This is a genomic window from Mesorhizobium sp. W016, from assembly GCF_054719485.1.
The window spans coordinates 2240431-2265278 of record NZ_JBTTIF010000002.1; the positions used below are offsets into that span (position 1 = coordinate 2240431).

Annotated in this window: 25 protein-coding genes; 13 read left to right on the plus strand and 12 right to left on the minus strand. The window is 63.1% G+C overall.

Translation table 11 applies throughout. The features are described from left to right. Positions 1–2 precede the first annotated feature (2 nt). The 5 genes from ACYG9V_RS11100 to ACYG9V_RS11120 form a co-directional block, all read right to left on the minus strand. Positions 3–989, minus strand: a complete 987-nt coding sequence (locus ACYG9V_RS11100) for an ABC transporter permease (protein ID WP_023668514.1) — start codon at positions 987–989, stop codon at positions 3–5. A gap of 109 nt (positions 990–1098) precedes the next feature. After that, entirely contained in the window at positions 1099–2031 is a 933-nt protein-coding gene (locus tag ACYG9V_RS11105) for a substrate-binding domain-containing protein (RefSeq protein ID WP_023692133.1), read from the minus strand. Positions 2032–2325: 294 nt separating this feature from the next. Next, on the minus strand, positions 2326–3354 hold the full coding sequence (locus ACYG9V_RS11110) for an ABC transporter permease (RefSeq protein WP_198020833.1): 1029 nt from the start codon (positions 3352–3354) through the stop codon (positions 2326–2328). Beyond that, positions 3351–4895 carry a sugar ABC transporter ATP-binding protein gene (locus tag ACYG9V_RS11115; RefSeq protein WP_352762773.1) on the minus strand — a complete coding sequence of 515 codons (1545 nt, stop codon included), beginning with the start codon at positions 4893–4895 and terminating at the stop codon, positions 3351–3353. The genes ACYG9V_RS11110 and ACYG9V_RS11115 overlap by 4 nt, the downstream gene beginning before the upstream one ends. Before the next feature lie 138 nt (positions 4896–5033). Further along, complete coding sequence (locus ACYG9V_RS11120) at positions 5034–6191, minus strand: fumarylacetoacetate hydrolase family protein (RefSeq protein WP_352762771.1); 1158 nt, start codon at positions 6189–6191, stop codon at positions 5034–5036. A gap of 176 nt (positions 6192–6367) precedes the next feature. Between ACYG9V_RS11120 and ACYG9V_RS11125 the strand changes: the two genes are divergently transcribed. From ACYG9V_RS11125 to ACYG9V_RS11150, 6 genes are all read left to right on the plus strand, one after another. Continuing rightward, on the plus strand, positions 6368–7645 hold the full coding sequence (locus ACYG9V_RS11125; RefSeq protein ID WP_352762770.1) for an NAD(P)/FAD-dependent oxidoreductase: 1278 nt from the start codon (positions 6368–6370) through the stop codon (positions 7643–7645). Positions 7646–7741: 96 nt separating this feature from the next. Next, positions 7742–8623 (plus strand): ABC transporter permease, encoded by an 882-nt coding sequence (locus ACYG9V_RS11130; RefSeq protein WP_352762769.1) that lies wholly within the window; start codon positions 7742–7744, stop codon positions 8621–8623. Beyond that, positions 8620–9447: an ABC transporter permease gene (locus tag ACYG9V_RS11135; protein ID WP_460221946.1), complete on the plus strand. Its 828-nt coding sequence runs from the start codon at positions 8620–8622 to the stop codon at positions 9445–9447. Before ACYG9V_RS11130 ends, ACYG9V_RS11135 begins: the two co-directional genes overlap by 4 nt. Before the next feature lie 25 nt (positions 9448–9472). Beyond that, positions 9473–10579 (plus strand): ABC transporter substrate-binding protein, encoded by a 1107-nt coding sequence (locus ACYG9V_RS11140; protein WP_023668506.1) that lies wholly within the window; start codon positions 9473–9475, stop codon positions 10577–10579. A 212-nt stretch (positions 10580–10791) separates the two neighbouring features. Further along, the gene (locus ACYG9V_RS11145; RefSeq protein ID WP_023687089.1) at positions 10792–11400 is read left to right on the plus strand and encodes a helix-turn-helix domain-containing protein; all 609 of its coding nucleotides are present in this window, start codon (positions 10792–10794) and stop codon (positions 11398–11400) included. Next, complete coding sequence (locus tag ACYG9V_RS11150) at positions 11390–12475, plus strand: ABC transporter ATP-binding protein (protein ID WP_023668504.1); 1086 nt, start codon at positions 11390–11392, stop codon at positions 12473–12475. The genes ACYG9V_RS11145 and ACYG9V_RS11150 overlap by 11 nt, the downstream gene beginning before the upstream one ends. A gap of 440 nt (positions 12476–12915) precedes the next feature. Here the strand turns inward: ACYG9V_RS11150 and ACYG9V_RS11155 are convergent, their stop codons facing one another. Beyond that, positions 12916–13620: an SOS response-associated peptidase gene (locus ACYG9V_RS11155; RefSeq protein WP_023668503.1), complete on the minus strand. Its 705-nt coding sequence runs from the start codon at positions 13618–13620 to the stop codon at positions 12916–12918. A gap of 187 nt (positions 13621–13807) precedes the next feature. Here ACYG9V_RS11155 and ACYG9V_RS11160 point away from each other — a divergent pair, with 187 nt between their 5' ends. Beyond that, positions 13808–14161, plus strand: a complete 354-nt coding sequence (locus tag ACYG9V_RS11160) for a nuclear transport factor 2 family protein (RefSeq protein ID WP_023754069.1) — start codon at positions 13808–13810, stop codon at positions 14159–14161. A gap of 91 nt (positions 14162–14252) precedes the next feature. On the opposite strand, the gene ACYG9V_RS11165 is transcribed toward ACYG9V_RS11160, so the two are convergent. Then, positions 14253–14732: an SRPBCC family protein gene (locus tag ACYG9V_RS11165; RefSeq protein WP_023668501.1), complete on the minus strand. Its 480-nt coding sequence runs from the start codon at positions 14730–14732 to the stop codon at positions 14253–14255. Next, a complete protein-coding gene (locus tag ACYG9V_RS11170) occupies positions 14729–15085 on the minus strand; it encodes an ArsR/SmtB family transcription factor (protein WP_023668500.1) in 357 nt (118 codons plus the stop codon). Before ACYG9V_RS11170 ends, ACYG9V_RS11165 begins: the two co-directional genes overlap by 4 nt. Before the next feature lie 165 nt (positions 15086–15250). Between ACYG9V_RS11170 and ACYG9V_RS11175 the strand changes: the two genes are divergently transcribed. Further along, positions 15251–15598 carry an ArsC family reductase gene (locus tag ACYG9V_RS11175; RefSeq protein WP_023709906.1) on the plus strand — a complete coding sequence of 116 codons (348 nt, stop codon included), beginning with the start codon at positions 15251–15253 and terminating at the stop codon, positions 15596–15598. A 138-nt stretch (positions 15599–15736) separates the two neighbouring features. On the opposite strand, the gene ACYG9V_RS11180 is transcribed toward ACYG9V_RS11175, so the two are convergent. The 3 genes from ACYG9V_RS11180 to ACYG9V_RS11190 all read right to left on the minus strand — a co-directional run bounded on the left by ACYG9V_RS11180 (position 15737) and on the right by ACYG9V_RS11190 (position 18359). Further along, positions 15737–16093, minus strand: coding sequence for a DUF488 domain-containing protein (locus ACYG9V_RS11180; RefSeq protein WP_023668498.1), 357 nt, complete (start codon positions 16091–16093; stop codon positions 15737–15739). Positions 16094–16102: 9 nt separating this feature from the next. Beyond that, positions 16103–17359 (minus strand): aminopeptidase, encoded by a 1257-nt coding sequence (locus ACYG9V_RS11185; protein ID WP_023804337.1) that lies wholly within the window; start codon positions 17357–17359, stop codon positions 16103–16105. 85 nt (positions 17360–17444) lie between these two features. Next, positions 17445–18359, minus strand: coding sequence for a LysR substrate-binding domain-containing protein (locus ACYG9V_RS11190; protein WP_023828028.1), 915 nt, complete (start codon positions 18357–18359; stop codon positions 17445–17447). 94 nt (positions 18360–18453) lie between these two features. On the opposite strand from ACYG9V_RS11190, the gene ACYG9V_RS11195 reads away from it, so the two are divergent. From ACYG9V_RS11195 to sbmA, 3 genes are all read left to right on the plus strand, one after another. Then, entirely contained in the window at positions 18454–18669 is a 216-nt protein-coding gene (locus tag ACYG9V_RS11195; protein ID WP_023668495.1) for a hypothetical protein, read from the plus strand. 81 nt (positions 18670–18750) lie between these two features. Further along, on the plus strand, positions 18751–19908 hold the full coding sequence (locus ACYG9V_RS11200; protein ID WP_023738455.1) for a YbfB/YjiJ family MFS transporter: 1158 nt from the start codon (positions 18751–18753) through the stop codon (positions 19906–19908). 115 nt (positions 19909–20023) lie between these two features. Beyond that, positions 20024–21280: a peptide antibiotic transporter SbmA gene (gene sbmA, locus ACYG9V_RS11205; RefSeq protein WP_023668493.1), complete on the plus strand. Its 1257-nt coding sequence runs from the start codon at positions 20024–20026 to the stop codon at positions 21278–21280. A 26-nt stretch (positions 21281–21306) separates the two neighbouring features. Here the strand turns inward: sbmA and ACYG9V_RS11210 are convergent, their stop codons facing one another. Next, a complete protein-coding gene (locus ACYG9V_RS11210; RefSeq protein WP_023834492.1) occupies positions 21307–22311 on the minus strand; it encodes a polysaccharide deacetylase family protein in 1005 nt (334 codons plus the stop codon). Positions 22312–22504: 193 nt separating this feature from the next. Between ACYG9V_RS11210 and ACYG9V_RS11215 the strand changes: the two genes are divergently transcribed. Together ACYG9V_RS11215 and der are read left to right on the plus strand one after the other, a co-directional pair. Next, positions 22505–23167 carry a tetratricopeptide repeat protein gene (locus tag ACYG9V_RS11215; RefSeq protein ID WP_023729304.1) on the plus strand — a complete coding sequence of 221 codons (663 nt, stop codon included), beginning with the start codon at positions 22505–22507 and terminating at the stop codon, positions 23165–23167. A gap of 76 nt (positions 23168–23243) precedes the next feature. After that, positions 23244–24674 (plus strand): ribosome biogenesis GTPase Der, encoded by a 1431-nt coding sequence (der, locus tag ACYG9V_RS11220; RefSeq protein WP_023692116.1) that lies wholly within the window; start codon positions 23244–23246, stop codon positions 24672–24674. Positions 24675–24848: the final 174 nt, after the last annotated feature.

Below are 24848 nucleotides of genomic sequence, written 5' to 3' on the forward strand. Positions count from 1 at the left end.
TTCTAGGTCCCTGCCTGATGCCGGCGTTCCAGCCATGAGTGCAGCGCCATCATGCCGAGGATGATGGCGCCGATGAAGATGTTGTAGGCCAGCCCGGGCACGCCGATCAGAACGATGCCGTTGCGCATGACGCGCAGGATGAGGATGCCGAGCACGGTGCCGATGATGGTGCCGCGCCCACCGGTCAGCGCCGTGCCGCCGATCACCACCATGGCGATGACTTCGAGCTCGTAGCCGGTGCCGCTGTTGGGGTTGGCGGCCGACGTGCGCAGCGACGAGATGACGCCGGCAAGCGAAGCCATCACCGACGACAGCACGAACAGGCCGATCTTGACGCCGCTGACGTTGACGCCGCGCGCCCTTGCGGCGCCTGGATTGCCGCCGGCTGCCTGGATCCAGTTGCCGGTCCGGCTTTGCGTCAGCACGTAGCCCAGTGCGATGGCCGCCGCGATGAACCAGAAGAGCGACATGTAGATGCGGAACGGGCCGATGAAGAAATCACCGACCAGCGCTTCGGCCAGCCAGCTGCCCTCGGCGCTCCACGTCCGCTGCGGAAAGCCGTCAGTGACGAACAGCGCGGTGCCGCGCACCACCAGCAGCATGCCGAGCGTCACCAGGAAGGATGGGATTTTCAGCTGCGTGACGAACCAGCCATTGACCAGGCCGATGAAGGCCGCGATCAGCAGCGCGGCGAGGAAGCCGACCTCCAGCGAGGTCAGGCCGCTGTTGAACAGCGTCCACATCAGCACCGGCGAAAAGCCGAACAGCGAGCCGACCGACAGATCGAATTCACCCGACGTCATCAACAGCGTCATCGCCAGCGCGATCAGCCCGAGCTCGACGGTGAAGGCCAGCGTGTTGGAGATGTTCTGCGGCGACAGGAAATCGTGGTTGATGCTCCAGAACACCGCGATTTCGACGATGAGCAGAACGAAGGGCCCGAATTCCGGCCTCGCGATCAGGCGTTGGATGAGCGAACGGTTTTCCACTGATAACCTGCGACAGGAAGGGGAAGGCTGAGCCCAGCGCGCAACGCGAAGGGCTCGGCTAAAAGACAGTCGCGACCGCGGCTGCGGCCGCGACTGTTGAACGTCTGGGTTATTTACCGGACAGGATGTCGTCGTAGACCTGCGCGGTGTCCTTTTCATAGAGCGCGCCGGTGATGACGTTGAAGCCCGGGGGAATGCCTGACGCCGCCATGTTGGCCAGCGACAGAGCGACATAGCTGGTCGCCTGCGGGTCCTGCCACTGGCCGGCATTGACGTAGCCGGTCAGCACTTCCTGGGTGGTGTCGAGCGAGTTGCCCCAGCCGACGACCGGGATTTCGCCCGGCTTGATGCCGGCCTGGTCGAACACCCGCTTGATCGAGCCGGTGACCAGATCGCCGAGGCCGATGATTGCCTTGACCTTGGCCTTGTTGGCGGTGAGATAGTCGACCATGCGGTTGATGGCCTCGGCCTGGTCGAGGGTCGCTTCGGTGATCTCATAGGTGATCCCCAGCGGTTCGAAGACGCTCTTGATGCCTTCCTCTTCCTGGACGCCGTAGGTGGCGCCGGGGATTTCGACCGGCATCCAGACGAAGTCGCCCTTCTTCACCAGGCCCTTGTCGACCAGATATTGCGCCCAGTGCTTGCCGAAGGTGACGTTGTCGCCGCCGACATAGGCGTCGAAGCTTGCCTTGGGATCGGGCGTGTTGAAGTTGATGATCGGGATCTTGGCGGTGTTGGCTTCCTTGGCGATTTCGATCAGGCTGCCCGGATCGGGGCTGGTGGTGACGATGCCGTCGGCCTTTGCCGAGATCGCGGCACGCACGGCCTCTTGCTGCGAGGCAACGTCGCCATTGTGGAACGAGGTGTTGACGGTGTTGCCGGTGTCCTTCGCCCATTGCTTGGCACCGGCCAGGAAGTAGGTCCAGACCGGGTCGGCCGGGCCGCCATGCGAAATCCAGTAGAACGTCTTGGCCTGTGCCGCCGCCGGAATGGCCAGCGCCACAATCAAGCCAAGCACGAGTAATCGTAGCCTCGTCAGCATTTGCTTTCCTCCCATGTTGAAAAACGACCTCCACGTCCGGCGATGATCCGGGCGATGCTTGATCCTCTCCTCCTGCCAGCGCCGACCCGGATGCGCAGAGCATCTTCTTTTGCGGCCGATGGCAAGCCTCCATCCGCTCAATGGATGGTGGCGCGATGCAACGCGCCATCAGCGATCCCATCAGATCGCATCAGTTAGAGAGCAATTCCAGGAAAAGTGTGAAACGGTTTTCCGCCCGGAATTGCATCAAACCAAGAGATAGAGATATTCCCGGCAAGCAGGCGGGGCTTAAACTCAGGCGCGCGGATTTTCCTGAAAGCGCTCGGCCTGGCGGTTGCGCAGCACTTTGGCCAGCCGGTCGAGCGCGAGCGCCAGCACCATCACCGCGCCGATCACGAACGGGCTCCATGCGGCGTCGATGCCGAACAGGGTAACGCCGCTCAAGATGACCTGGACGATCAGCATGCCGATCACCGCACCGAAGACGGTGCCGCGCCCGCCGGAAAGCGAGGTGCCGCCGATGATCGCCGCGGCAATCGCCATCAGCACGAAACCGCCGCCTTGGTCGACGTCGGTAACGGGAGAGCCAAGCCACAGCGCGCCCGCCAGCCCCGAGACGATGCCCATCAGCACCAGCGTCTGCAGCCGCACAGCACCTGTCGGGATGCCGGCATAGAGCGCCGCCTGCGGATTGCTGCCGACGGCCTGGATCCGGTAGCCGAAGCGGCTGCGGTGAAGCACGAGGTGCATCACCACCGCCATTGCGACGAAGACAAAGACAGCCGTCGGCACAAGGCCGAACAGCTTGCCGTGAACGATCTCAAAGAAGTCGCCGCCTGGGCTGGCCGGAGCTGTCGCTTGCATCTTGACGGCCACCGCCGCCAGGCCCCGTAACATTGCAAAGGTGCCCAGCGTAACGACGATGGCCGGCAGTCGCAGCGCCACCACCAGCAGGCCGTTGACGAGGCCGAGCCCGGCGCCGAGCAGCACGCCGGCAAGGGCGGCAAGCCACGGGTCGATGCCGGCGGCCAGAAGGAATGCGGTGAGAAGGGCCGCGAGATGGAATATCCAGCCGACGGAAAGGTCGATCTCGCGGAGTGCGAGCACGAACACCATGCCGATCGCCAGCATGCCGGGATACGCAGCGGTTTCCAGCAACGACAGCACATTGGCCTCGTCGAGGAAATCCGGCCGGGCAAAGCCTGTAATCGCCACAAGGACAACGAGCCCGATGAGCGGCCTGAGTTCGACGGGCAGGCGAAGGCTGCGCTTCGGGTGGGCAGCCGAACCGGCAAGCTGTAGCATGGGATCCAATCGTGTCATGCCATGGCTCCCACGAGTTTCTTTTTCGGCCGCTCCGCCTCCGGCATCTCGCCGGTGGTGGTCAGTTGCAGCACTGTCCTTCGCTTCATCTCGGCGCCGGACAGCTCGCCGGCGACCCGGCCGCGGTGGAAGACAAGGACGCGGTTGCTGAGGTTGGTCAGTTCGGACGGCTCGACCGAACGCAGCAAAACGATACAGCCATTGGCTGCCATCTGCCGGATCAGCGCATAGATCTTGCGCTTGGCAGCCGCCTCGATACCGCCAGCCGGATTGTCTAGGAGCAGCACTTGCGGCGCCGTCTCCAGCCATTTGGCGATTACGATCTTCTGCTGATCGCCGGCCAGCAGCGAATTCACCGGCGCGTCCGGCAGGCCCTTGATGCCCAGCGCATCGATCTGCCTTGCGGCGGCGGCGATCGCGGCCTTGGGCGAGTAGCGGCGCGACCCCCAGTTGCGGGCGCCGGTAGCGATGTTGCCTATGTTGAAGGCCAGCGACCGGTCGGGCATCAGGCCGTTGCACAGGCGGTTGGCCGGCACCAGGCCGATGCCGCGCCGCGCCGCTTCGGTCGGATTTCCAGGCAAGCCGTAGCCGTCGGGGAGCCGCACCCTGCCGCTTTGCGCCTTGCGCAGGCCAAACAGCATCTCGAACAGGTCTTCAACGCCCGACCCCTCAAGCCCGGCCAAGCCGAGGATCTCGCCGGAGCGGGCGGTGAAGCTGACGCCGGAAATCCGGCCGCCGCTCAGACCCTCCACCGTGATCCGCGGCCTTATCGTGCTGGCATTGGCCGGCAGTGCAGGCGGGAACAGGCTGCCGCGCTGCTGGCCGATCATGGCGTCGATCACATCGGCTTCGCTCAACGCCGAGCGCTCACTTGTCAGCACGTCACGGCCGTTGCGCATCACGGTGACCTGGTCTGCGATCGCAAACACGTCCTCCAGCCGGTGCGAGACATAGAGCACGCTCGTGCCCTTGGCCTTGAGGTCACTTAGTACGGTGAACAGGTGCTCGGTCTGGCGCCGGTCGAGCGCAGAATTCGGTTCATCGAGGATCAGCAGCCTCGGGCCTTCCAGAATTGCGCGGCCGAGTTCGACATATTGCCGTTCGCCCATGCCGAGTTGTCCCACAGGAGCGTGGACATCGACGTCGAGCTTGAGTTGCCGAAGCAAGGTGCGGCTGCGTGCCTCCATCTCGCGCCTGGAGACGAAGCCATTGCGCAACGGCTCGCGATTGACGAACAGATTGGCCAGCACCGAGCGGTCGGCAAACAGGCCGAGCCCCTGGTGGACGACGCCGAAGCTGTGCTTGCGTGCAGCGATCGGGCTGTCGACGGTGACGATCTGGTCGCCGACGCGGATGGTGCCGCTGTTGGGCCGGAGCACGCCGGCAAGCACCTTCACCAGCGTCGACTTTCCGGCGCCGCTTTCACCGACGACAGCATGGATGGTCCCCTGTCCGACAGACAGGTTCATATCCCTGAGCGCGACAACGCCGCCATAACGCATGGCGAGATTGCGCACCGATATCATCGGCAAACCGAGCATGCAATTCGGCCCCCACAGACCGCGCCCCGATCCTGGAGCGAATTTCCGATACAGTCACCCGGATTCCGCTAACAAACGGCTTACAGGGACCGGATAGGAACGTTTATCGGCTATCCGTTCGTCCTGGCTGCTCCGAAATCAGATCAGGTCGGCCTTGGCGAGGTCCCGCATGAGATGGCTGGCGCCGTAGGTCCAGTGCGGGCAATCGGGCGACAGAAGCACGCGGTTCACCAGCGCGCCGAATTTCTCCGACGAGATGGTGACGATGTCGCCGATCTTGTGGGTGAATCCCTTGCCCTTCTCGCCGCGATCCTTCGACGGCACGAACATGGTGCCGAGATAAAGCGCCAAGCCGTCGGGATACTGGTGGTGCGGCCCCATGGCGGCCGCGACCAGCTCTTCGGGCGAACGGCTGATCTCGGCCATCGAGCTCGCGCCCTCCAGCGAAAACCCGTCCTCGCCCTCGACCTGCAGCCGCACCGTGGCGCGCTTCACGTCGTCGATCGAAAATGTTGCGTCGAACAACCGGATGAAGGGCCCAAGCGAGGCCGAGGCATTGTTGTCCTTGGCCTTGCCGAGCAGCAGCGCCGAGCGTCCCTCGACGTCGCGCAGATTGACGTCGTTGCCGATGGTGGCGCCGACGATCCTGCCGGTGCTGGCGGCGATCATGGCGATCTCCGGCTCGGGGTTGTTCCAGGTGGAGACAGGATGCAGCCCGACATCGGCACCGAAGCCGACGGACGCCATCGGCTGGCATTTGGTAAAGATCTCGGCGTCGGGGCCGATGCCGACTTCCAGATATTGCGACCAGGCGCCGCGCTGGATGAGCTTGGCCTTGATCTCCATCGCTTCGGGTGAGCCGGGCTTCAGCTTCGACAGATCGTGGCCGATCAGCCCGGCAATGTCGGCGCGGATGGCGTCGGCCTTTTCCGCCGAGCCGCGCGCCTGCTCCTCGATGACGCGTTCGAGCAGGCTGACCACGAAGGTCACGCCCGACGCCTTCACCGCCTGCAGGTCGATAGGCGAGAGCAGATAGGGTTTTGCCGGATCGCGGGTGGCCTGAAAACTGTTGGCGGCGATCGCGTCGAGCGAGCCGATCGGTTCGCCCTTGGCAGAGCGCACGTGTCCGGCCGGATCGGCCATCTCGCAAATGTCGCGCACTGTGGGTGCGGTGGTCGAGGTGACGTCGAAAACGATGCCGTCGCGCACGGTGACCACCAGCGGATGCGAGGCATCGCTTGCCCTGGCTCGGCCGATGAAGAGCCCGTCGGCGGGAAGCTGCGTTGGGTTCGTCATGGCTTACGGTCCTTTGATGATCGAGATGGCAGCTGGGCCGCTGCACTTTCACCGGATTCACGTCAAAGGTCTATCCTGTGGCGTAGGCAATTGTCGGTTCTGACATGAGGCCCGCTCTTTCAAAAAAATGAAACTGGCACTAGAATTTTCATTTTGCGCATACTCCAGGTGAAGCCTTGCCCGCACCGTTTTCCGTTCCGATCTGGCAGAAGCCGCAGACCGCATCCGCCTTCCAGTTGCTCGTCACTGCGCCGGTCGACGTTGCCATCGTCGGCGGCGGCTTCATGGGCCTGTCGACCGCCTTGCACGCAGCCCGGCTCGGTCTCGGTGTACAGGTGCTGGAGGCTGGCGAGATCGGCCAGGGCGCCTCGGGCCTCAATGGCGGCCAGGTCATTCCCGGCCTGAAATATGATCCCGAATGGCTGCTCGAGCATTTCGGCCCCGAGCGTGGCCAAGCGCTGGTCGATTTCGCCGCCTCGACGGCGGATACGGTGTTCGATCTCATCAAAGACGAAAAGCTGGCGGTGCCGTTCACGCGCAATGGCTGGATCCAGGCCGCGCATACCGAAACCGCATTGAAAGCGGCGGCGAACAGGGATCGTCAATGGCGGGCGCGTGGCGCCGATGTCCGGCTTCTGAATGAAAGCGAGATCGCCGCTATGACCGGCGCGCAAGGCTATCTCGGCGGCTGGCTCGACCGCCGCGCCGGCATCATCGATCCGCTCGCCTATACAGTGGAACTGGCGCGCATCGCCGCCGCCGCCGGCGCCAGCATTGCCGAGCGGCAGAAGGTGGTGAAACTCCGCAAGGAGGCCGGCCTTTGGCGTGTCTCAACCGAAAGCGGCGCCGAGGTGCGGGCGAAAGCGGTTGTCCTGGCGACGAACGCCTATACCGATGGACTGCTTCCGGGCCTCGCGGAAACGATCGTGCCGCTGCATTCCTTCCAGGTCGCGACCGCGCCGCTGTCATCCAACCTTGCGGCGACGATCCTGCCGGAAGGGCAGGCGGTGTCCGACTCCAGGCGCATTCTCGTCTACTACCGCAAAACAGCCGACGGCCATCTGGTGCTTGGCGGCCGTGGCCGCATGGCGCTTCCCAGGAGCGAGGCCGACTGGGCGCATCTGCAGCGCGCGCTGGTGCGGCTTTATCCCGCGCTCTCCAATGTCGCCATCGAGAAACGCTGGTTCGGTCGCGTGGCGATGACGCCGGATCATCTGCCGCACATCCACGAACCTGAAAAGGGCCTGCTCGCCGTGGTCGGTTGCCAGGGCAGGGGCGTCGGCCTGATGACCGCGCTGGGAAAACGCATGGCGGGCTATTTGGCAAACGGTGAGGCAGCGCAATTGCCGTTCCCGCTGTCGCCGATCCGGCCGATTCCGTTCCACGCCTTTCGCCAGATCGGCGTCGCCGCGACGATCGCCTGGTACCGCATGCTCGACGCCTTCGAGCGCTGATTGCGCGCCGGCCGTTTAGGCCTCGTGGATTCAGCTTGACAGTTTCATGAATATGAAAAAAGCTAAGTCGATTTCATATTTCCATTGAGCAGCCTGATGTCGACCGTCGTTGCGTCTGAAGCGCCAGCAGGCTCCGCCCGGGGCTTCCGCTTCGCCATGTTGCTGCCGGGCGGGCTGGTCACCTTCTTCCTGATCCTGTTTGCGCTCGGCCTCGTGCTGTTCCTCGCCTTGCGCGGCAATGACGGTTCGCTGCTCGGCGCCGGCTTTACGGCAGGCAACTTCATCACCGTGGTCTCCGATCCGCTCTACTGGACGGTGACGCTGCGCTCGCTGGTGATCGCCGGCCTGGTGACGCTGGCGACCGTCGTCACCGCCTATCCCGTCGCCTACTATCTCGCCTTCTATGCCGGCCGCCGCCGCAGCCTGCTTTTGTTTCTGGTGACCCTGCCGTTCTGGACCAGCTATCTCCTGCGCGTCTTCGCCTGGAAGATCGTGCTCGCCTACAACGGCGTCTTGAACTCGGCGCTGATCGAAAGCGGCATCTGGTCGGAGCCGACGCTGGCCTTCCTCAACACGCCGGCGGCGGTGGTCGTCACGCTGGCGCATGCCTATGCGCCCTTCGCCATCCTGCCGATCTATGTGGCGCTGGACACCATCCCGAAATCACTGCTCGAAGCCGCCTCCGATCTCGGCGCCAGACCGTTCACGGCGTTTCGCCGCGTCGTCTTGCCCAATTCGATGCCGGGCGTTCTGGCGGCCGCCCTCGTCGTCTTTGTGCCGACGGTCGGCGACTATGTCACCCCGGCCATGGTCGGCGGTCCCGCCAGCACCATGATCGGCACATTGATCCAGTCGCAGTTCGGCAAGGCCAATGACTGGCCGTTCGGGGCGGCACTTTCAGTCTGCGTGATGCTGGTCATCCTCTGCGTGGTGCTGGTCGCACGCGGCGCCGACCGCAAATTCGGCAGCCGCACATGAGCGCGGCGCGGAGAGATGATGGCCGCGGCTGGCTCGGCGTCTATGTGCTTGCCTATCTCGTCTTCCTCTATCTGCCGGTGCTGTTGATCCCGCTGTTTTCCTTCAACAACTCCATCCAGGCCGCGTTTCCGCTGCAGGGCTTCACGCTCGAATGGTATGCCACGCTCTATGGCAATCCGGCGCTGTCCGGCGCGCTTTTGAACAGTCTCGTCATTGGCGTCGTGGCCGCCGCCGGCGCCACGCTCTGCGGCATCACCGTCTCCTATATGGACCTCTACGGTCGTTCGCCGCTCGCCGCCACCATCAGCGCCATCTCCAGGCTGCCGATCCTGATCCCCGGCGTCATCGTCGGCATATCGTTGCTGATCCTCGTCAATCTCATCGGCCTCGGCCCGTCGCGCATCGCCATCGTTCTCGGCCACATACTGGTGGCGCTGCCGACCACCGTGGTGATCATGCGCAGCCGGTTTGCCGCAATTCCGAAAACCGTTCGCGAGGCCGCACTCGATCTCGGCGCTTCCGACTGGACGACCTTCCGGCGGGTGATGTTGCCGCTCTCGCTGCCGGCCATCGTCTCGGCCTTCATGCTGGCCTTTCTGATTTCCTTCGACGAGTTCATCGTCGTCTTCTTCCTCGCCGGCACCGAGCCGACGCTGCCGCTCTACATCTGGAGCCAACTGCGTTTTCCTCGCTCGCTGCCGACCGTGATGGCGCTGGGGACAGCTATCCTTGCTGTGTCCGTCATCATCGCCGGCATCGCCGAAATCCTGCGCCATCGCGGGCTGAGCACAGCCCGTCGGACGGCGCCCACCAGTCCAGCCTGAACCATAACAAAAGAGGAGAACCGAAATGGCATTCGACCCGAAATCAATTACTGGGCTGAAATCGATCACTGGCCCGAAATCGATCACTGCAAAGACAGCCCGCACCGGGCTTGCCGCGCTTGCAATCGTCCTGTCGTCGACTGTCGCCTTCGCCGCCGACAAGCTGCAATATTTCACTTGGTCCGGCTATGAACTGCCAGACTTCAACAAAAGCTTCCTGACGGCCCATCCCGATGGCGTCGAGGCCTCGATCTTCGGCGACGACGACGATGCCTTCACCAAGGTCAAGGCCGGCTTCCGCCCCGATATCGCCCATCCCTGCTACGACAAGGTGGCGCGCTGGAACAAGGAAGGCCTGCTGCAGCCGATCGATACCAAGCGCATCAAGAACTGGGATTCGATCTTCCCGGTGTTCAAGAACCTGCCCGACATCCAGGCCGGCGACGGCAAGGTCTGGATGGTGCCGTGGGATTGGGGCAACACCTCGATCCTCTACCGCACCGATCTGGTGAAGAACCCGGAAGCGAGCTGGAACCTTCTGTGGGACAAGCAATATGCCGGCCGCATGGCGACCATCGATGCCGTGCATGACACGCCGATCGTTGCAGCACTTCTGGCCGGCGTAAACCCCTTCGACATGACGCCCGAGCAGATGGACAAGGTGGCGGAAAAGTTGCGCGAGCAGCGTCCCCTCCTCTCCAACTACACCACCGACATGACCTCGGTCGAACAGGCGCTGGCCAGCGGCCAGCTGGTCGCCGCCATGACCTGGAACGCGTCGGCAACCTCGCTGAAGAAGCAGGGCGTGCCGGTCGAGTTCATGAAGCCGAAGGAGGGCATGCTGACCTGGGCCTGCGGCTTCGTCATGCTCAAGGACGCCAAAAACGTCGACCTCGCCTATGACTTCATCAACAGCCGGCTCGACGCCGACTCGGGTAAGTACCTGATCCAGGCCTACGGCTATGGCAGCTCGCTCAGCACCGCCTTCGCCGGCGTGGCGAAGGACGAACTGGACAAGCTGCAATTGCCGGCGGACCCGGAGGTGATGCTGAAGACCACCATCTTCACCGGCCCGATGAAGCAGAACGACGATGTGGCGAAGATGTTCGAGAAAGTGAAGGCGGGCGGGTGAGCAGCGCAGACCTCACCTTCTCCCCTTGTGGGAGAAGGTGGATCGGCGCGCAGCGCCGAGACGGATGAGGGGTGGTCCAGGGAACGCCAACGTCTCACTCCGCTGGAAAACCCCTCATCCGTCGCCTTCGGCGACACCTTCTCCCACAAGGGGAGAAGGGGGAGCTCTTCGGCGCTGCGCCGCGCCAATAGGACAGTTACAAGGACCCACGCATGGACATGCTTGACGACGCAACCGAGAAACCAAAGGCCGACGCCGACATTCGCGTCGGCCGGCGCGTGCGGGCGCTGCGGCTGGAGCGCAATTTGTCGTTGGCCGAGCTGGCAGCAAAAGCCGGCGTCTCCATCGGTGCGCTGAGCCAGATCGAGCGCGGCCTGTCTTCGCTGCGCGTCAAGGTGATCTGGCCGCTTGCGGCCGCGCTCGACATCGAGCCTTCGGCGCTGATCACCGACGGCAACGAAGCCGCCAACGATCTCTATTGCGTGCGCGCCGACAAAAGGCGGCAGCTCCCGGTCAAGTCGGAAGGCATCGCCAAGGCGCTGCTGTCGCCGCCGGGCGCGGCGCTGACCGGCCTCTTGGTGACGGTGGAAGCCGATGGCGGCACGGCGGAAGCCTATGCGCATATCGGTCACGAGTTCGGCTATGTCCTGTCGGGCGAGGTCGAACTGGTGGTGGACTCGACAAAATACGTGCTGAAGAGCGGCGACTCCTTTGCCTTCAAGAGCACGCTTCTGCACGCCTTCCGCAATCCCGGCACCGAGCCTTGCCAGATCCTCTGGGTCAACACCACCAAGCCGTCCGAGGTTCGCGATGGCGCCTGATGCGCTGGTACGCCTGGACACGGTCTCGAAGGTTTTCCCCGGCGGCATTGTCGGGCTCGACGCCGTCGATCTCGACATTATCAGCGGCGAGTTCATCACCCTGCTCGGGCCCTCGGGCTGCGGCAAGACCACCAGCCTGCGCGTCATTGCCGGTTTCGAGAGCCCGTCGAGCGGCAAGGTGCTGCTCGATGGTCGCGACATCACCGCGCTCAGGCCGTTCGACCGTCCCGTCAACACCGTGTTCCAGGATTATGCGCTGTTCCCGCATATGAAGGTCGCCGAGAATGTCGGCTTCGGCCTGTCGCTGCGCAAACTGTCCGGCGCCGAGCAGGCAAAGCGCGTCCGCGAAGCCCTCGACATGGTCGGCCTCGCCGACAAGCTCGGCGCCCGCGTTTCCGAACTGTCGGGTGGCCAGCGCCAGCGCGTCGCGCTCGCCCGCGCCATAGTCTGCGAGCCGCGCGTTCTGTTGCTCGATGAACCGCTGTCGGCGCTCGATGCGCATCTGCGCGAACAGATGCAGGTCGAACTGAAGCGGCTGCAGTCGCGGCTCGGCACCACCTTCGTCATGGTCACCCACGACCAGACCGAAGCGCTGTCGATCTCCGACCGCATCGTCGTCATGAACAAGGGCCGCATCGAGCAGATCGCGCCGCCGGCTACGCTTTACGACCGGCCGGCGACGAAATTCGTCGCAAGCTTCATCGGCACCATGAACCTCTTGCAATCGCGCTTCATCGGCCGCGACGGCGACCGCCTGCGCTTCGCCGCTGGCGGGCTTTCGCTGGAAGCAACATCTGAAACCGGCGACACACCCGGCGAAGGCACTGAGCGCACCATCGGCGTTCGCCCCGAGGACTTGCTGGCCACCACCGATGCCGCCGCCGGCACCGCGCCGGCGCGCGTCAACTCCATCGTCTTCCACGGCCGCACGCTGCGGCTGCATGCTGAGCTGGGGCAGGGATTGCCGGTGGTGATCGATGCGCCGCGCCAGGCCGAGGGCTTTCAATTCAGCGTCGGCGACGTGGCGCATATCAGCCTGCGCCGTGGTGCCAACTGCCCTATGCTGCCAAGCTGATCCAACCCAATCCCTTCATCGACGGTTGGATTTAACCTGCTGTGAAGATCGCCAAGGTGGAATTAAGTGTGAATTGACTCGCAAAGGAACATATTCCTACTTTGCGGGATGCCCGAACTAAGCACCCGACCGCGCCGAAATGTGCAAACCCTCTGCTTGGCGCATGAAGTCGGGCAGCTAATTCGTGTTCGATGTCGGAACTGCAACATCACTCGACACTATCTGCCTGGCGATCTCGCAAAGCTGGTTGGTGATATCCCCTTTTGGGATGTGGAGCGGCACATGCGGTGCGAGCGCTGCAAAGGTCGTGAGCTCGATGCAGGCATCATTCTGCCAAGCGCTGCTGAACGCCTTAAAATTCGCGTCAGACGTCTTGTCGAAATCCGCATGGTTCGCCGGGTAATCTGGCGAGACGACGATTGAGGAGAGCCGATTTCGGGCTAAAACAGAGACCCTTGGGCCGGGGCCTGTGGTGGGAACTTGATCTGTGTGGCTGGCTTCTCAACGATCACCAACGCGTCGTTGGGCGCCGTCCGCTGCAAATGCCGTGCTTTCGACCATGGCGCCGTCAGCCAAGCCTCGGTTTCCTCCGGCGTGGTGAGGATCACGGGCATAGCCTTCTCATGGATCGGCGCAATGAGAGCATTAGGCTTGGTGGTCATGAAGGCGTATAGCTCGAAGTCGCCGGGACCGTCCTTGACCTTTCGCACGCCCTGCCAAGACGTCCAGAAACCAGCGAAGAAGAACAACGGCCGGCTCTCGCCACGGGCAAACCAGTAATTTCGCTGGATTCCTGTTTCCGGGTCTTTATCGTTCGCCGCAGGGCTGGGCTCGGCAAAGCTGGTCACCGGCACGACACATCTGTGCTCGACCCCCACATATTGCTGCCAGTGCGAATATTGCGGATTGCGAACGTTGGTGGTGCCGTAGTCGGCCTTACCTTTCATGCGCTCGGGCGGCGTTGGCAAACCCCAAAGCAGTTTCGCCAGTTCACGCTCCCCATCCGCCCTGTTGCGAACGACAAGCCCAGGTTGATTGGGATAGACATCAAGCGAAGGTTCGAGGTTGCCGCTGATATCGTGCAATGTGCGGGTCCATTGGCGGACCGCCTCTTGCGTCGTCGTGATGTTGTAGAGGTTGCACATGCACCCAGCATTGCGGAATTGGCTTTTGTCTGCAACCGAAGTCGCTGTCCGACGCCGCCGCAATCGTCGTCACACAGCCGCGCTATATCCATCGTCCTGACACACCGTGTCAGCTGTCGTGCGGGTAAAGGTGGCGGGCCGGCAAGCGCTTCCCTACTTCAAACCAGTCTGAACAGGAGGAACACACATGACCATCGCGGATGTTGCCAAGGATTTCACCGAAATGCTCCAGCAGGGGGATCACCTGGGTGCTGGTGAAAAGTACAATGCCGATGATATCGTCAGCCTCGAAGCCATGGAGGGGCCGATGGCCATCGCCCGTGGCAAGGAGGCTCTCAGGCAAAAGGGCGAATGGTGGCAAGCGAACCACGAAGTCCATGGCGGCTCTGTCGAAGGCCCCTATGTCAACGGCGACCAGTTCGCGGTGCGCTTCAAGTTCGACATAACGCCCCAGGCCACCGGCGAACGGGTCACCATGGACGAGGTTGGCCTGTACACGGTCAAGAACGGCAAGATCACCGAAGAGCGCTTCTACTACTGAGCCCGGGTGCCGTCGGGTTCCGGCGCGCGCTTCGCTGCACGACCCAAAAACCAGGCGGCCGGGACAAAGTCCTGGCCGCAGTGGGAAAAGCTCAAATGGTCTTCACATACTGCGCCAGCTGATCGGCCACCGTGCCCCAGCCGTCGAAGAACCCCATCTCTTCATGATTGTTGCGGGTAGCCTCGTCGCGATGGATGGCCGTTGCCGTGTAGCGCGTGCCCTTGTCATCCGACTGAAGCGAAATGACTGCGGTGATGAAGGGCTCGCCCGAGGGCCGATAGCCCGGCAGCAGCGCATCGGTCCACACCAGCCGCTCGTTCGGCACGATCTCGAGATAGCAGCAATGGCGGTCGTTGACCTCCTTGCCGTCGGGCGATTGCATGCGCGTCCGGAACAGTCCGCCCGGACGAAGGTCGATCTCGCAATCGGTGATCAGCCAGGGCTTGGGCGTGAACCATTGCTTGACATGCTCCGGCACCGTCATCGCGCTCCACAAGAGTTCGCGCGGCGCGTCGAGCTTGCGCTCCAGCACAAGGTCCAGTCTGGGGTCGGGCTTGAAGGGATAGCTCACTTTTCTTGCTCCTTGAGGCTCATCACATAGGCGTCGAATTGATCGAGTCGGCGCTCCCACAGCGTGCGCTGTTCGGCCAGCCAGTTTTCGGCGAGCTGCAGCGGTTCGGGCGCCAGCTGATAGGTCCTGGTGCGGCCGATTTTTTCCGATCGCACCAGACCGCAGCCTTCCAGCACTTTCAGATGCTCGATGAAGGAAGGCAGCGCCATCTCGAAAGGCTGCGCCAACTCGCTGACCGAGGCCGGACTGCGGTTCAACCGCTCGACCACGCGCCGCCGCGTCGGGTCAGCCAGCGCGCGGAAGATGCCGTCGATCGGCGGGAGACTTGTAGTTGGGGCGAGGAGGCTTGGCATGGGCGATCCTGAGGTCTGTCGACGCGGTGCAGGCAGATACTTAGGAAATTTCCTTAGTATTGGCAACCTCTAAAAAAGCGCCGCTAGCGATTGGGAAGCTGGCAAAGCGGGGAGGGCGGTTTTAGGCTGTCTGAGGATTCGACTGTCAGTCAAGGGAAGCGCGTTTTGACGATCACCATGTACGGCATCACCACCTGCGACACGATCCGCAAGGCGCGCACCTGGCTGGAGGGCCATGCTGTGCCCTACCGCTTTCACGACTACCGGGCCGAGGGGATAGAGGCGGGCAGACTGGACGGGTGGGTCGGCAAGGTTGGCTGGGAAAAGCTGCTCAACAAGGGCAGCACCACATTTCGCGAACTGCCGGACAAGGACAAGCAAGGGCTCGACGAGAAGAAGGCCAGGAAGCTGATGCTGGCCAACCCGACGATGATCAAGCGCCCGGTGCTCGAGGTCGGGGATGAGATTTTGGTGGGGTTCAAGCCGGAGGCTTATGAAGGGGTGGTGAAGTAGCGTAGCCTTGCCTCGTCAGCCTATGGCGTAGCAAGGAGCGAAGCGACGCAGCGCAGACCCGAGGATGACGAACGCGTGGAGGGCGATCGCTAATTGTGAAGGCTTTCGCTTGCGGCGTATGCAGCGGTTCGCTGTCTCTCAACCCGTCCCGCGCAAATATCCCGCCAACGCCACCGCATTGTTATGCGCCTCGTCATGCGCGCCATAAAGCAGCGTCACCTTGGCCTTGCCGAGCAAGCCACGCAGTTTCGCCACCGCTTCTCTATTCCCATCCAGTTCGACCGAATACCGCACCTGAAACTCCGCCCATCGCGCCGGCTCATGTCCGAACCACCTCCGCAATTCATCGCTCGGCGCGATCTCCTTCAGCCACAGCGTCAGCGCGGCATCCTCCTTGCTGACGCCGCGCGGCCAGATGCGATCGACCAGCACCCGCTGCCCGTCATCGGGCGCGGGTGCTTCGTAAATTCGCTTGACCGTCAGGTCGAAGGCCATCCGCCCCCTTTACGCCCACTCGCCCTTGCGCATCACCGGCACGCGGCGGCCATCCTTATGCACGCCGTCTATGTCGATCTTGTCCGAGCCGATCATCCAGTCGATGTGGATAAAACTCTTGTTGCCGCCGCGCTGGGCGATTTCGTCCTGGCTGAGCGAGGCGCCGTCGACGAAGCATTTTGAATAGCACTGCCCGAGCGCGATGTGGCAGGCGGCGTTCTCGTCGAACAGCGTGTTGAAGAACAGCAGGCCGCTGGCCGAGATCGGCGAGGAATGCGGCACCAGCGCCACCTCGCCGAGCCGGCGCGAACCCTCGTCGGTGTCGAGCACTCTCTTCAGCACGTCCTCGCCCTTCGAAGCCTTGGCTTCGACGATCCTGCCCTCTTCGAAACGCACCGAGATATCGTCGATCAGCGTGCCTTGGTAGGACAGCGGCTTGGTCGAGGATACATGGCCGGAGACGCGCCGTGCATGCGGCGTGGTGAAGACCTCCTCGGTCGGGATGTTCGGATTGCAGGTGACGCCGTTCTTGGCAGTCGAGGCGCCGCCCATCCATTCATGGCCATCGGCCAGCCCGACGGTCAGGTCGGTGCCCGGGCCGCTGAAATGCAGATCATGGAAATTGTGCTCGTTCAGCCACTTTGTGCGGCCGCGCAGCGCTGCATTGTGCGCCGTCCAGTTTGCGATCGGGTCTTCCACATCGACCCGTGATGCCGAAAAGATCGCATCGGCGAGCTTCACCACGGCGACATCGTCGGCATCGCCGGGGAAGACCTGTTTTGCCCAGGCGAGATCCGGGTAGGCGACGATGTTCCAGTTGATGTCGAAGCCGGTGATCTTTTCCAGCGCCGGCTGGTAGGCCATCGAGTTCGCCTTGTTGGCGCGCGCCACTTTCGCCGGGTCCTGCGCCGACAACAGCGACGGGTCCTCGCCGCGCACGGCAAGCCGCGCCGCATTGTTGGAAAAGGCCTTCGCCATGCCTTCATACATCCAGCCGGCGGCGCGGTCGAAGCCGGCATCCGCCCCGTAGCGGAAGCGCGCCAGCGTGATCTCGTCATCGTTGAAGATCGGCGTTACCAGCCCGGCGCCGGCCTTGTAGGCGTGCTCGACGATGCGCCTGGTCAGCGGCAGGGCTGCGATCGACGAGGTCAGCACCAGATCCTGCCCCGGCTGCAATTGCAGCCCGACCTTGATGGCGACTTCCGCCAGCCTGTCGAGCTTCACCGGGTCGATCGTTGCGGAAACGCCGCGCGAATGTGTGGTCATGATCCTGCCTGCCTTGGTCCGGGAGTGAGAGTTCCAACATAGGTCGGCGCAGCTGTGCTTTCCAGCACTGTCGCGACGGACAGCCCTAGGCAGCGCTTTCCAGCGCGCTGAACTGCGCCACGGTCGCCGCGATTTCCTCGCGGATCCAGATCTTGAAATCGCGCACCTTGCGGCTTTCGGTCTTGGTCGCCGAGGTCACCAGCCAGTAGCCGAGGCCGCTCTGCGCCCGCACGCCGAAAGGCGCGACGAGGCGGCCGTCGGCCAGCGCATCGGCGGCCAGCAATTGCCAGCCGAGCATGACGCCATGGCCGGCGATCGCCGATTCCAGGCACAGCATCGGGTCGGTGAAACGCGCACCCTTGCGGAAGGTGACTGGTTCGACGTCAGCGGCTTTGAACCAGCTCTCCCAATTGATCATCGCCCGCTCGTCGGTGATGGCGCAGGTCTGTGCGAGGTCTTCGATCGACGTCAGCTTTTTGGCGATCACCGGCGCACAGACCGGAAAGACCTCCTGCGCCAACAAAAGTTCCGCCCGGCCGCCCGGCCATTTGCCGTCGCCGAGCCGGATGGCGATGTCGATGTCGGAACGCTCGAGATCGGCGAGCCGCACCGAGGCGTCGATGCGCAGCAGCACGTTGGGATGGCGGTCGAAATGCCGCGACAATCGCGGCAGCAGCCATTTCGAGGCGAAGGCCGGCGCCACCGAAACCACCAGCGTGCACTGGCTTGCCTCGTCGGCCAGCGCCACCGCCTGCGCCAGCTCGCGAAAACCGGCGCCCAGCCGGGCGGAAAAAACCGTGCCGAACTCGGTCAGCACCAGCCCGCTCGCCGTTCGTTCGAACAGCGCCTGTCCAAGCTGCTTTTCGGTGCGGTTGATCTGCTGGCTGACGGCGCTGACGGAGACGTTGAGCTCGCCGGCAGCGGCCGCCAGCGAGCCGAGGCGGGCGACGGTTTCGACGGCGCGCAGGCCGTTGAGATGGACGCGGTTCAGCATAGCCATTTCAGTTTTTCTAAACCGGCGCGGCTGAAATCTCAATTGAAAGACAGCCCGACAAGGCAGATTTTAGTGGGACAGTCAGACCGAGGAGGCGAGGATGACGATCGTATCATTGTTCAAGATCTTAGCCGCTGCCGGCCTCCGGCCGGACCGCTATGATGGGATGCACGGCGGCGATGTCATCGACTGGGTTACCGACCCATTGTCGCATCCGGTGCTGGACACCATGTCGGAACGCGAACTCGGAGATATCCCGTTCCGGCTGACGGCGCGCCGCACCGCCTACGAGACCGGGGCGGTCGGCTGCGGCTGAGATGCGGGGGCGTTAGTCGCGCCCGCTGGCCCAACACAAAGCGGATTGTTTCATCGGTCGCCAATTCTATGGTGCGCTGCAATGAACGCCGCTCCATCACCCTTGCGCCAAGCTCTCGCTGGCATGATCGCCATGGCCGTTGCCATGGGCATTGGCCGTTTCGTCTACACGCCGATCCTGCCCGGAATGATGGAAGAACTGCATCTGTCGCCGGCCGATGCCGGCTGGATCGCGTCGGCCAATTATCTCGGCTACCTCGTCGGCGCGCTTGCGGCGGCAGGCGGCTGGGCGCATGGGCGCGAGCGCCTGCTGATGTTTGGCGGCCTTGCCGCCAGTGCTGCGCTCGCCGCCCTGATGGGGCTGAGCGAGACGATGACCGCCTTTGTCGTCCTCCGCTTCCTTGCCGGTCTCGCCAGCGCCTTCGTCATGGTGTTCATGGCCTCGATCGTCTTTGGTCACCTGGCAGCCGCCAACAGAAGCGACCTGCAGGCGCTGCATTTCGGCGGCGTCGGCCTCGGCATCGCGGCATCCTCAGCGCTGATGGCGGTTCTGGTCACCGAACATGCCGGCTGGGCTTCGGGCTGGCTGTGGTCGGCAGCGATTTCCGCCGGCGGCCTTGCGATGGTCGCCTTGCTCGCCGGCAGCACCGCACCTGGCCGCGGCGTGGCCGACCGCGAACCGGCACTGCCGAGGGACCGGTCGTTGGCAAAAGTCATCGTTGCCTACGGCCTGTTCGGCTTCGGCTATGTGGTGACGGCGACCTTCCTGGTCGCCATCGTGCGCCAGGGCGGCGGCGGCCGCGTCTTCGAGGCAAGCGTCTGGATGGTCACCGGCCTTGCCGGCTTTCCCTCGGTCTGGCTGTGGCAGAAGGTAGCGGCACGGATCGGGCTTTATACCGCCTATGCCGTGGGCTGCCTGGTCGAGGTGGTCGGCGTCACCGCCAGCGTCGCCATCGGCGGCACCGCCGGGCCGCTGCTGGCGGGCGTCCTGCTCGGCGGCACCTTCATCGCCATCACCGCGCTCGGCCTGCAGACGGCAAGGCAGCTCGTGCCGGAGGCGCCGCGCCGGATTTTTGCGCTGATGACCGCTTCCTTCGGCATCGGCCAGATCGTCGGCCCGATCGTCGCCGGACTGCTGGCGCAAGCCTCGGGCAACTTCTTCCTGGCCTCGATCGTCGCTGCTGGCGTATTGCTGGTATCTGCTGGGATCACCTGGTCGGCCGCGCCAAAATCGCCATGATTGTGGTCTTGCTCGATGCCGGGCATCGGGTACGGGCATTTGCTTTCCACCTAATGTGTGACTTTATGCCCGCTGAACCCCGCTGATTTGCGCACCGACCGAGGATTTCACCACAGTGTTCGTATCCTTCTTCCCGCAGCCGAAGCTGTTTTTCACCTCGGCCGCCGTCTGGAGCCTTTTGCTCATCATAATTTGGTTTTTCGGCGGCCAAGAGCTGGGTACCCTGATTGGGCTTGCTCCGGTGGCAGCCGACACGCCCGTTGGCGTTGAAGTCTTTTGGTCTGACCCGTTCGTCTGGTTCTACCTATACTACGGCACGGGCGTAGCGCTTTTCGCTGGCTTTTGGAGGTGGTATTCACCCCATCCTTGGCAGAACTGGTCGATCCTTGGGTCCGCGCTCATTCTCTTCGTGATCTATTTCCAGGTTCAAGTGGATGTAGCCTTTAACGCTTGGTACGGACCGTTCTACGATCTCATACAGCGGGCGCTCGGCAAGGCGTATTCGACAACGCCGTGGGATTTCTACAGCCAACTGCTGACCATCTCCTGGGTCGCTGGATTGGCCGTTGCCGTGGGTGTCCTTAACCTATTTTTTGTGAGCCATTGGATCTTCCGCTGGCGCACGGCGATGAATGAATACTACATGTTCTATTGGGACAGGCTTCGCACTATCGAAGGAGCGTCGCAGCGTGTCCAGGACGACACCATGCGCTTTTCCACGACGATGGAAGCACTCGGTGTGAATTTGGTCCGCTCGGTAATGACGCTGATCGCATTCTTGCCCGTTCTCCTCGTTCTGTCGAAAAATGTAACTGAATTGCCAATCGTCGGAGAGGTCCCTTACTCCCTAGTGGTGGTAGCGATTGTTTGGTCGATTTTTGGGACTACTTTCTTGGCGCTCGTCGGCATCAAGTTGCCAGGCCTCGAATTCCGTAACCAGCGCGTCGAGGCTGCCTATCGAAAAGAACTTGTTTATGGTGAAGATGATCCGAATCGTGCTCGGCCGCCCACTGTCGCCGAACTATTTAACAACGTGCGGCGAAATTACTTTAGGCTTTACTTCCACTACATGTATTTCAATGTGGCTCGCATATTCTATCTTCAGATAGATAATATATTCCCTTATATAGTATTGGTCCCAACGATGGTGGCCGCCAAAATCAGTTTGGGTCTATTGAACCGAATTCTCGATGCCTTCGGGCAAGTGCGCTCCTCGTTCCAATATCTCGTCAATGCGTGGACAACGATTGTCGAGCTTCTGTCCATTTACAAGCGCCTGCGTGCCTTCGAGGCAATTATCCACGGCGAGCCGCTTCCCGATATCGATCGTCGTTTCCTCGCGCGCCAGGCAAAGGAACCCGACCCGGCTTGATCCTATCTGCATAGACGGTTGGCGGCTCAGCCGCCCACCGCCGCCTGCCTCTCGCTACCACGTTGCCGCTGCACATAATCGCGAAAACTGATGCACTCGACATCTGATTTGACGCAGTTTTCGCCGGCAAAGCGCTCCAGCGCGTCCCAGTAGGCGCCGTTGTTCATCGGCGTGAAGTGGAAGCTGAGCACCAGCGGGATGCGCTTGCCCTGATATTGCCTGTCGAAGGCGGCGCGGAACGCCTGGTACGTCCGCTCGGTGAAGTCTGCCGCCTGGCTTGGCCGCTCGAAGCCGCCGGAATGCCTGACATAGAGATTGTAGTCCATGGCGATCACCAGCCTACCATCAGGGCCTTCCGGGATCTGCGGCAGCGAAAAGCGGGTCAAGCCGCCGCCGGTCGGCGGCTCGACCGGGCCTTTCGAAACGCCGCTGGCATCATAGTGGTAGCCGGCTTCAGGCAGGGCCTCATAGAGCCCTTTGCTGGTCGAGAGGTACGGCGCGCGAAAGCCGACAACGGCATGGGCAATATCGCGCCATCCCTTGGGCTCGGGTTCAATACCGTTGATCGCATAGGCGTTTTCCAGAATGCGCTCGAACGAGGCGAATTCCTTCAGCCAGTCGGCCTTGCTCCAGTCCTTGCCGTCGAAATGGCCGCAGCCATGGCTGGCGATGTCGTGGCCTTCCGAAGCGGCGAGCCCGATCTGATCGAGCCGATCGGCGACGTCCTGCTTCGAAGCGGCAAAGCCGATGTTGGATTTGCCCGCGGACTTGGCCGGAGCTGTGTAGTCGGCCCGCGTCTGCGGCGACAGCAGGAAGACGCAGGACAAAAAGTAGGTGAAATGCGCGCCGGTGCGCTTGGCCAGCGCCCGGCTGCGCTGCCATTGCGAGATCTCCCGGGCGCTATCGAACGAGATGATGACGATTTGCTTCGGCTTTGCCGGGGCAGGCGGCGCCGGCGGGTCGGCGAAAGCCGCACCAGCCATGGCAAGCACGGCTGAGGAAAACGCAACAACGCGGGACAAACGTGGCATCGGCAATCTGGGCTTGATCTGGAGGCAGTCCAAGCCGGCTATCGGCAAAATGTGGCGTGGGTGCGATCAACGTCGGCAGCTATGCGCCCGGCGATTAGCCGATTTTCCTGCCGAGCCCCTTCCATGCCCGCGAAATTTCGCTAAAACGCGGGCTCAAGAAGCGCCCCTGTTAGGGCAGCAATGGTTTTGATTGATGTCCGACGACAGTTTTATCCGCGAAGTCAACGACGAGATCCGTCGCGAGCAGGCGCAGGCGCTATGGGACCGCTTTGGTCCGGCGATCCTTGGCCTCGCCATCCTGGTGGTGCTTGGCACCGCCGCCTTCGTCGGCTACCGCTATTGGGACGAGACGCGCGCCAACCGCTCCGGCGATGCCTTCTCGCAGGCGCTGAAGCTTGCCAATGACGGCAAGAGCGACGAGGCGCTGACCGCCCTCGAACAGCTGGAAAAGGACGGCTACGGCGCCTATCCGCTGCTCGCCCGCATGCGCGCGGCGACCGTCAAGGCCGACAAGGGCGACTTTGCCGCCGCCGTCGCCGATTTCGATGGCGTCGCCGCCGACAACGCCATTCCCCAGGGCATTCGCGACATGGCGCGCCTGCGGGCCGCCCTGCTGCTCGTCGATCACGGCTCCTTCGCCGACGTCTCCAGCCGCGTCGAGGCGCTGACCGCCGACAACAACACGCTGCGCCACACAGCGCGCGAAGCGCTCGGCCTTGCCGCCTGGAAGGAAGGCAAGACCCAGGATGCGCTGAAACTGTTCGACCAGATCGCCGCCGATGACGGCGCCCCGCGCAACGCGCGCCAGCGGGCGACGCTGATGTCGGAATTGATCCGCGGCTCGGGCGCGTCATGATACGCATCGCCCAAAGCCTGCCCTCGGGCCTGACCCAAGGGCGCGCTGCGGTTTGGGCGATGATATGGATAGCCGGATGAGCTTCAAAGTCGCCATTATCGGCCGGCCCAATGTCGGCAAATCGACGCTTTTCAACCGATTGGTGGGACGGAAGCTGGCGCTTGTCGACGACACGCCGGGCGTCACCCGCGACCGTCGCGTCCACGCGGCCAAACTCTACGATCTGCATTTCGATGTCATCGACACCGCCGGTTTCGAAGACGCCGCCGCCTCGACGTTGCCCGGCCGCATGCGCGCGCAGACCGAGATCGCGATCCGCGAAGCCGACCTGATCTTCTTCACCATCGACGCCAAATCAGGCCTTTTGCCCGACGACCGCACCTTTGCCGAGATCGTGCGCAAATCCGGCAAGCCGGTCGTGCTGGTCGCCAACAAGGCCGAGGCCAAGGGCGCCCAGGGCGGCATGCTGGAGGCCTGGGAACTCGGCCTCGGCGAGCCGATCCCGGTCTCGGCCGAGCACGGCCAGGGCATGCCCGATCTGCGCGACGCGGTGATCGAGGCGCTGGGCAAAGACCGCGCCTTCGGCGAGGAAGAAGACGAGGCCGAGGACGTCGCCGCCAGCGAGGTGCTGATCGGCGAGGACATCACCGATCCCGACGCCGAACCTGCCTATGACGACACCAAGCCGATGCGCATCGCCGTCGTCGGCCGTCCCAATGCCGGCAAGTCGACGCTGATCAACGCGCTGATCGGCGAGGAGCGGCTTTTGACCGGCCCGGAAGCCGGCATCACCCGCGATTCCATCTCGGTCGACTGGGACTGGCATGGCCGTCGCCTAAAACTGTTCGACACTGCCGGCATGCGCCGCAAGGCCAGGATCCACGAAAAGCTGGAAGTGATGTCGGTGCAGGACGGTCTGCGCGCCATCCGCTTTGCCGAGATCGTCATCATCGTGCTCGACGCCACCATCCCATTCGAGAAGCAGGACCTCCAGATCGCCGACCTGATCATCCGCGAGGGCAGGGCGCCGGTCATCGCCTTCAACAAATGGGACCTGATCGACAATCCGCAGGAACTGCTGGCCGAATTGCGCGAAAAGACCACACGGCTTTTGCCGCAAGTGCGCGGCATCCAGGCGGTGACGGTTTCGGCCGAGACCGGGCGCAGCCTCGACAAGCTGATGGATGCCGTCATCAAGACGCACAAGGTGTGGAACAGCCGCGTTTCCACCGGCAAGCTCAACCGCTGGCTGGAAAGCATTCTTGCGCATCATCCGCCGCCCGCCGTCGCCGGACGCCGGCTCAAGGTCAAATACGTCACCCAGGCCAAGACCCGGCCGCCGGGTTTCGTCGTCCAGTGCTCGCGGCCCGACGCGATGCCGCAATCCTATGTCCGCTACCTCTCCAACAGCCTGCGCGAAGCCTTCGACATGCCCGGCGTGCCGATCAGGATAGCGCTGCGGACTTCGGACAACCCGTTCGCGGGGAGAGCGAACAAGCGCAAGTGAGCGGTGACGGTTGCGAAATTCTCCGCAAGATTGGCGGGGCAGCACCCCCCTCTGCCCTGCCGGGCATCCCCCTCAAGGGGGGAGATCAGCAGCCGCTGCGGCCGTTCTCACCTTGCAAGATCAAAAATTGGCGAAAGCGTTGATGACAGCAATCTCCCCCCTTGAGGGCCCTTG

Bases quoted from the DNA above. Each gene is read 5' to 3' on its own strand.
- ACYG9V_RS11105 (WP_023692133.1), bottom strand. From the start codon at position 2,031: ATGCTGACGAGGCTACGATTACTCGTGCTTGGCTTGATTGTGGCGCTG.
- ACYG9V_RS11170 (WP_023668500.1), bottom strand. From the start codon at position 15,085: ATGCCAAGCCTCCTCGCCCCAACTACAAGTCTCCCGCCGATCGACGGC.
- ACYG9V_RS11145 (WP_023687089.1), top strand. From the start codon at position 10,792: ATGGACATGCTTGACGACGCAACCGAGAAACCAAAGGCCGACGCCGAC.
- ACYG9V_RS11215 (WP_023729304.1), top strand. From the start codon at position 22,505: ATGTCCGACGACAGTTTTATCCGCGAAGTCAACGACGAGATCCGTCGC.
- der (WP_023692116.1), top strand. From the start codon at position 23,244: ATGAGCTTCAAAGTCGCCATTATCGGCCGGCCCAATGTCGGCAAATCG.
- ACYG9V_RS11150 (WP_023668504.1), top strand. From the start codon at position 11,390: ATGGCGCCTGATGCGCTGGTACGCCTGGACACGGTCTCGAAGGTTTTC.
- ACYG9V_RS11120 (WP_352762771.1), bottom strand. From the start codon at position 6,191: ATGACGAACCCAACGCAGCTTCCCGCCGACGGGCTCTTCATCGGCCGA.
- ACYG9V_RS11195 (WP_023668495.1), top strand. From the start codon at position 18,454: ATGACGATCGTATCATTGTTCAAGATCTTAGCCGCTGCCGGCCTCCGG.
- ACYG9V_RS11135 (WP_460221946.1), top strand. From the start codon at position 8,620: ATGAGCGCGGCGCGGAGAGATGATGGCCGCGGCTGGCTCGGCGTCTAT.
- ACYG9V_RS11115 (WP_352762773.1), bottom strand. From the start codon at position 4,895: ATGCTCGGTTTGCCGATGATATCGGTGCGCAATCTCGCCATGCGTTAT.
- ACYG9V_RS11110 (WP_198020833.1), bottom strand. From the start codon at position 3,354: ATGACACGATTGGATCCCATGCTACAGCTTGCCGGTTCGGCTGCCCAC.
- ACYG9V_RS11200 (WP_023738455.1), top strand. From the start codon at position 18,751: ATGAACGCCGCTCCATCACCCTTGCGCCAAGCTCTCGCTGGCATGATC.
- ACYG9V_RS11160 (WP_023754069.1), top strand. From the start codon at position 13,808: ATGACCATCGCGGATGTTGCCAAGGATTTCACCGAAATGCTCCAGCAG.
- ACYG9V_RS11190 (WP_023828028.1), bottom strand. From the start codon at position 18,359: ATGGCTATGCTGAACCGCGTCCATCTCAACGGCCTGCGCGCCGTCGAA.
- ACYG9V_RS11130 (WP_352762769.1), top strand. From the start codon at position 7,742: ATGTCGACCGTCGTTGCGTCTGAAGCGCCAGCAGGCTCCGCCCGGGGC.
- ACYG9V_RS11140 (WP_023668506.1), top strand. From the start codon at position 9,473: ATGGCATTCGACCCGAAATCAATTACTGGGCTGAAATCGATCACTGGC.
- ACYG9V_RS11180 (WP_023668498.1), bottom strand. From the start codon at position 16,093: ATGGCCTTCGACCTGACGGTCAAGCGAATTTACGAAGCACCCGCGCCC.
- ACYG9V_RS11185 (WP_023804337.1), bottom strand. From the start codon at position 17,359: ATGACCACACATTCGCGCGGCGTTTCCGCAACGATCGACCCGGTGAAG.
- ACYG9V_RS11155 (WP_023668503.1), bottom strand. From the start codon at position 13,620: ATGTGCAACCTCTACAACATCACGACGACGCAAGAGGCGGTCCGCCAA.
- ACYG9V_RS11210 (WP_023834492.1), bottom strand. From the start codon at position 22,311: ATGCCACGTTTGTCCCGCGTTGTTGCGTTTTCCTCAGCCGTGCTTGCC.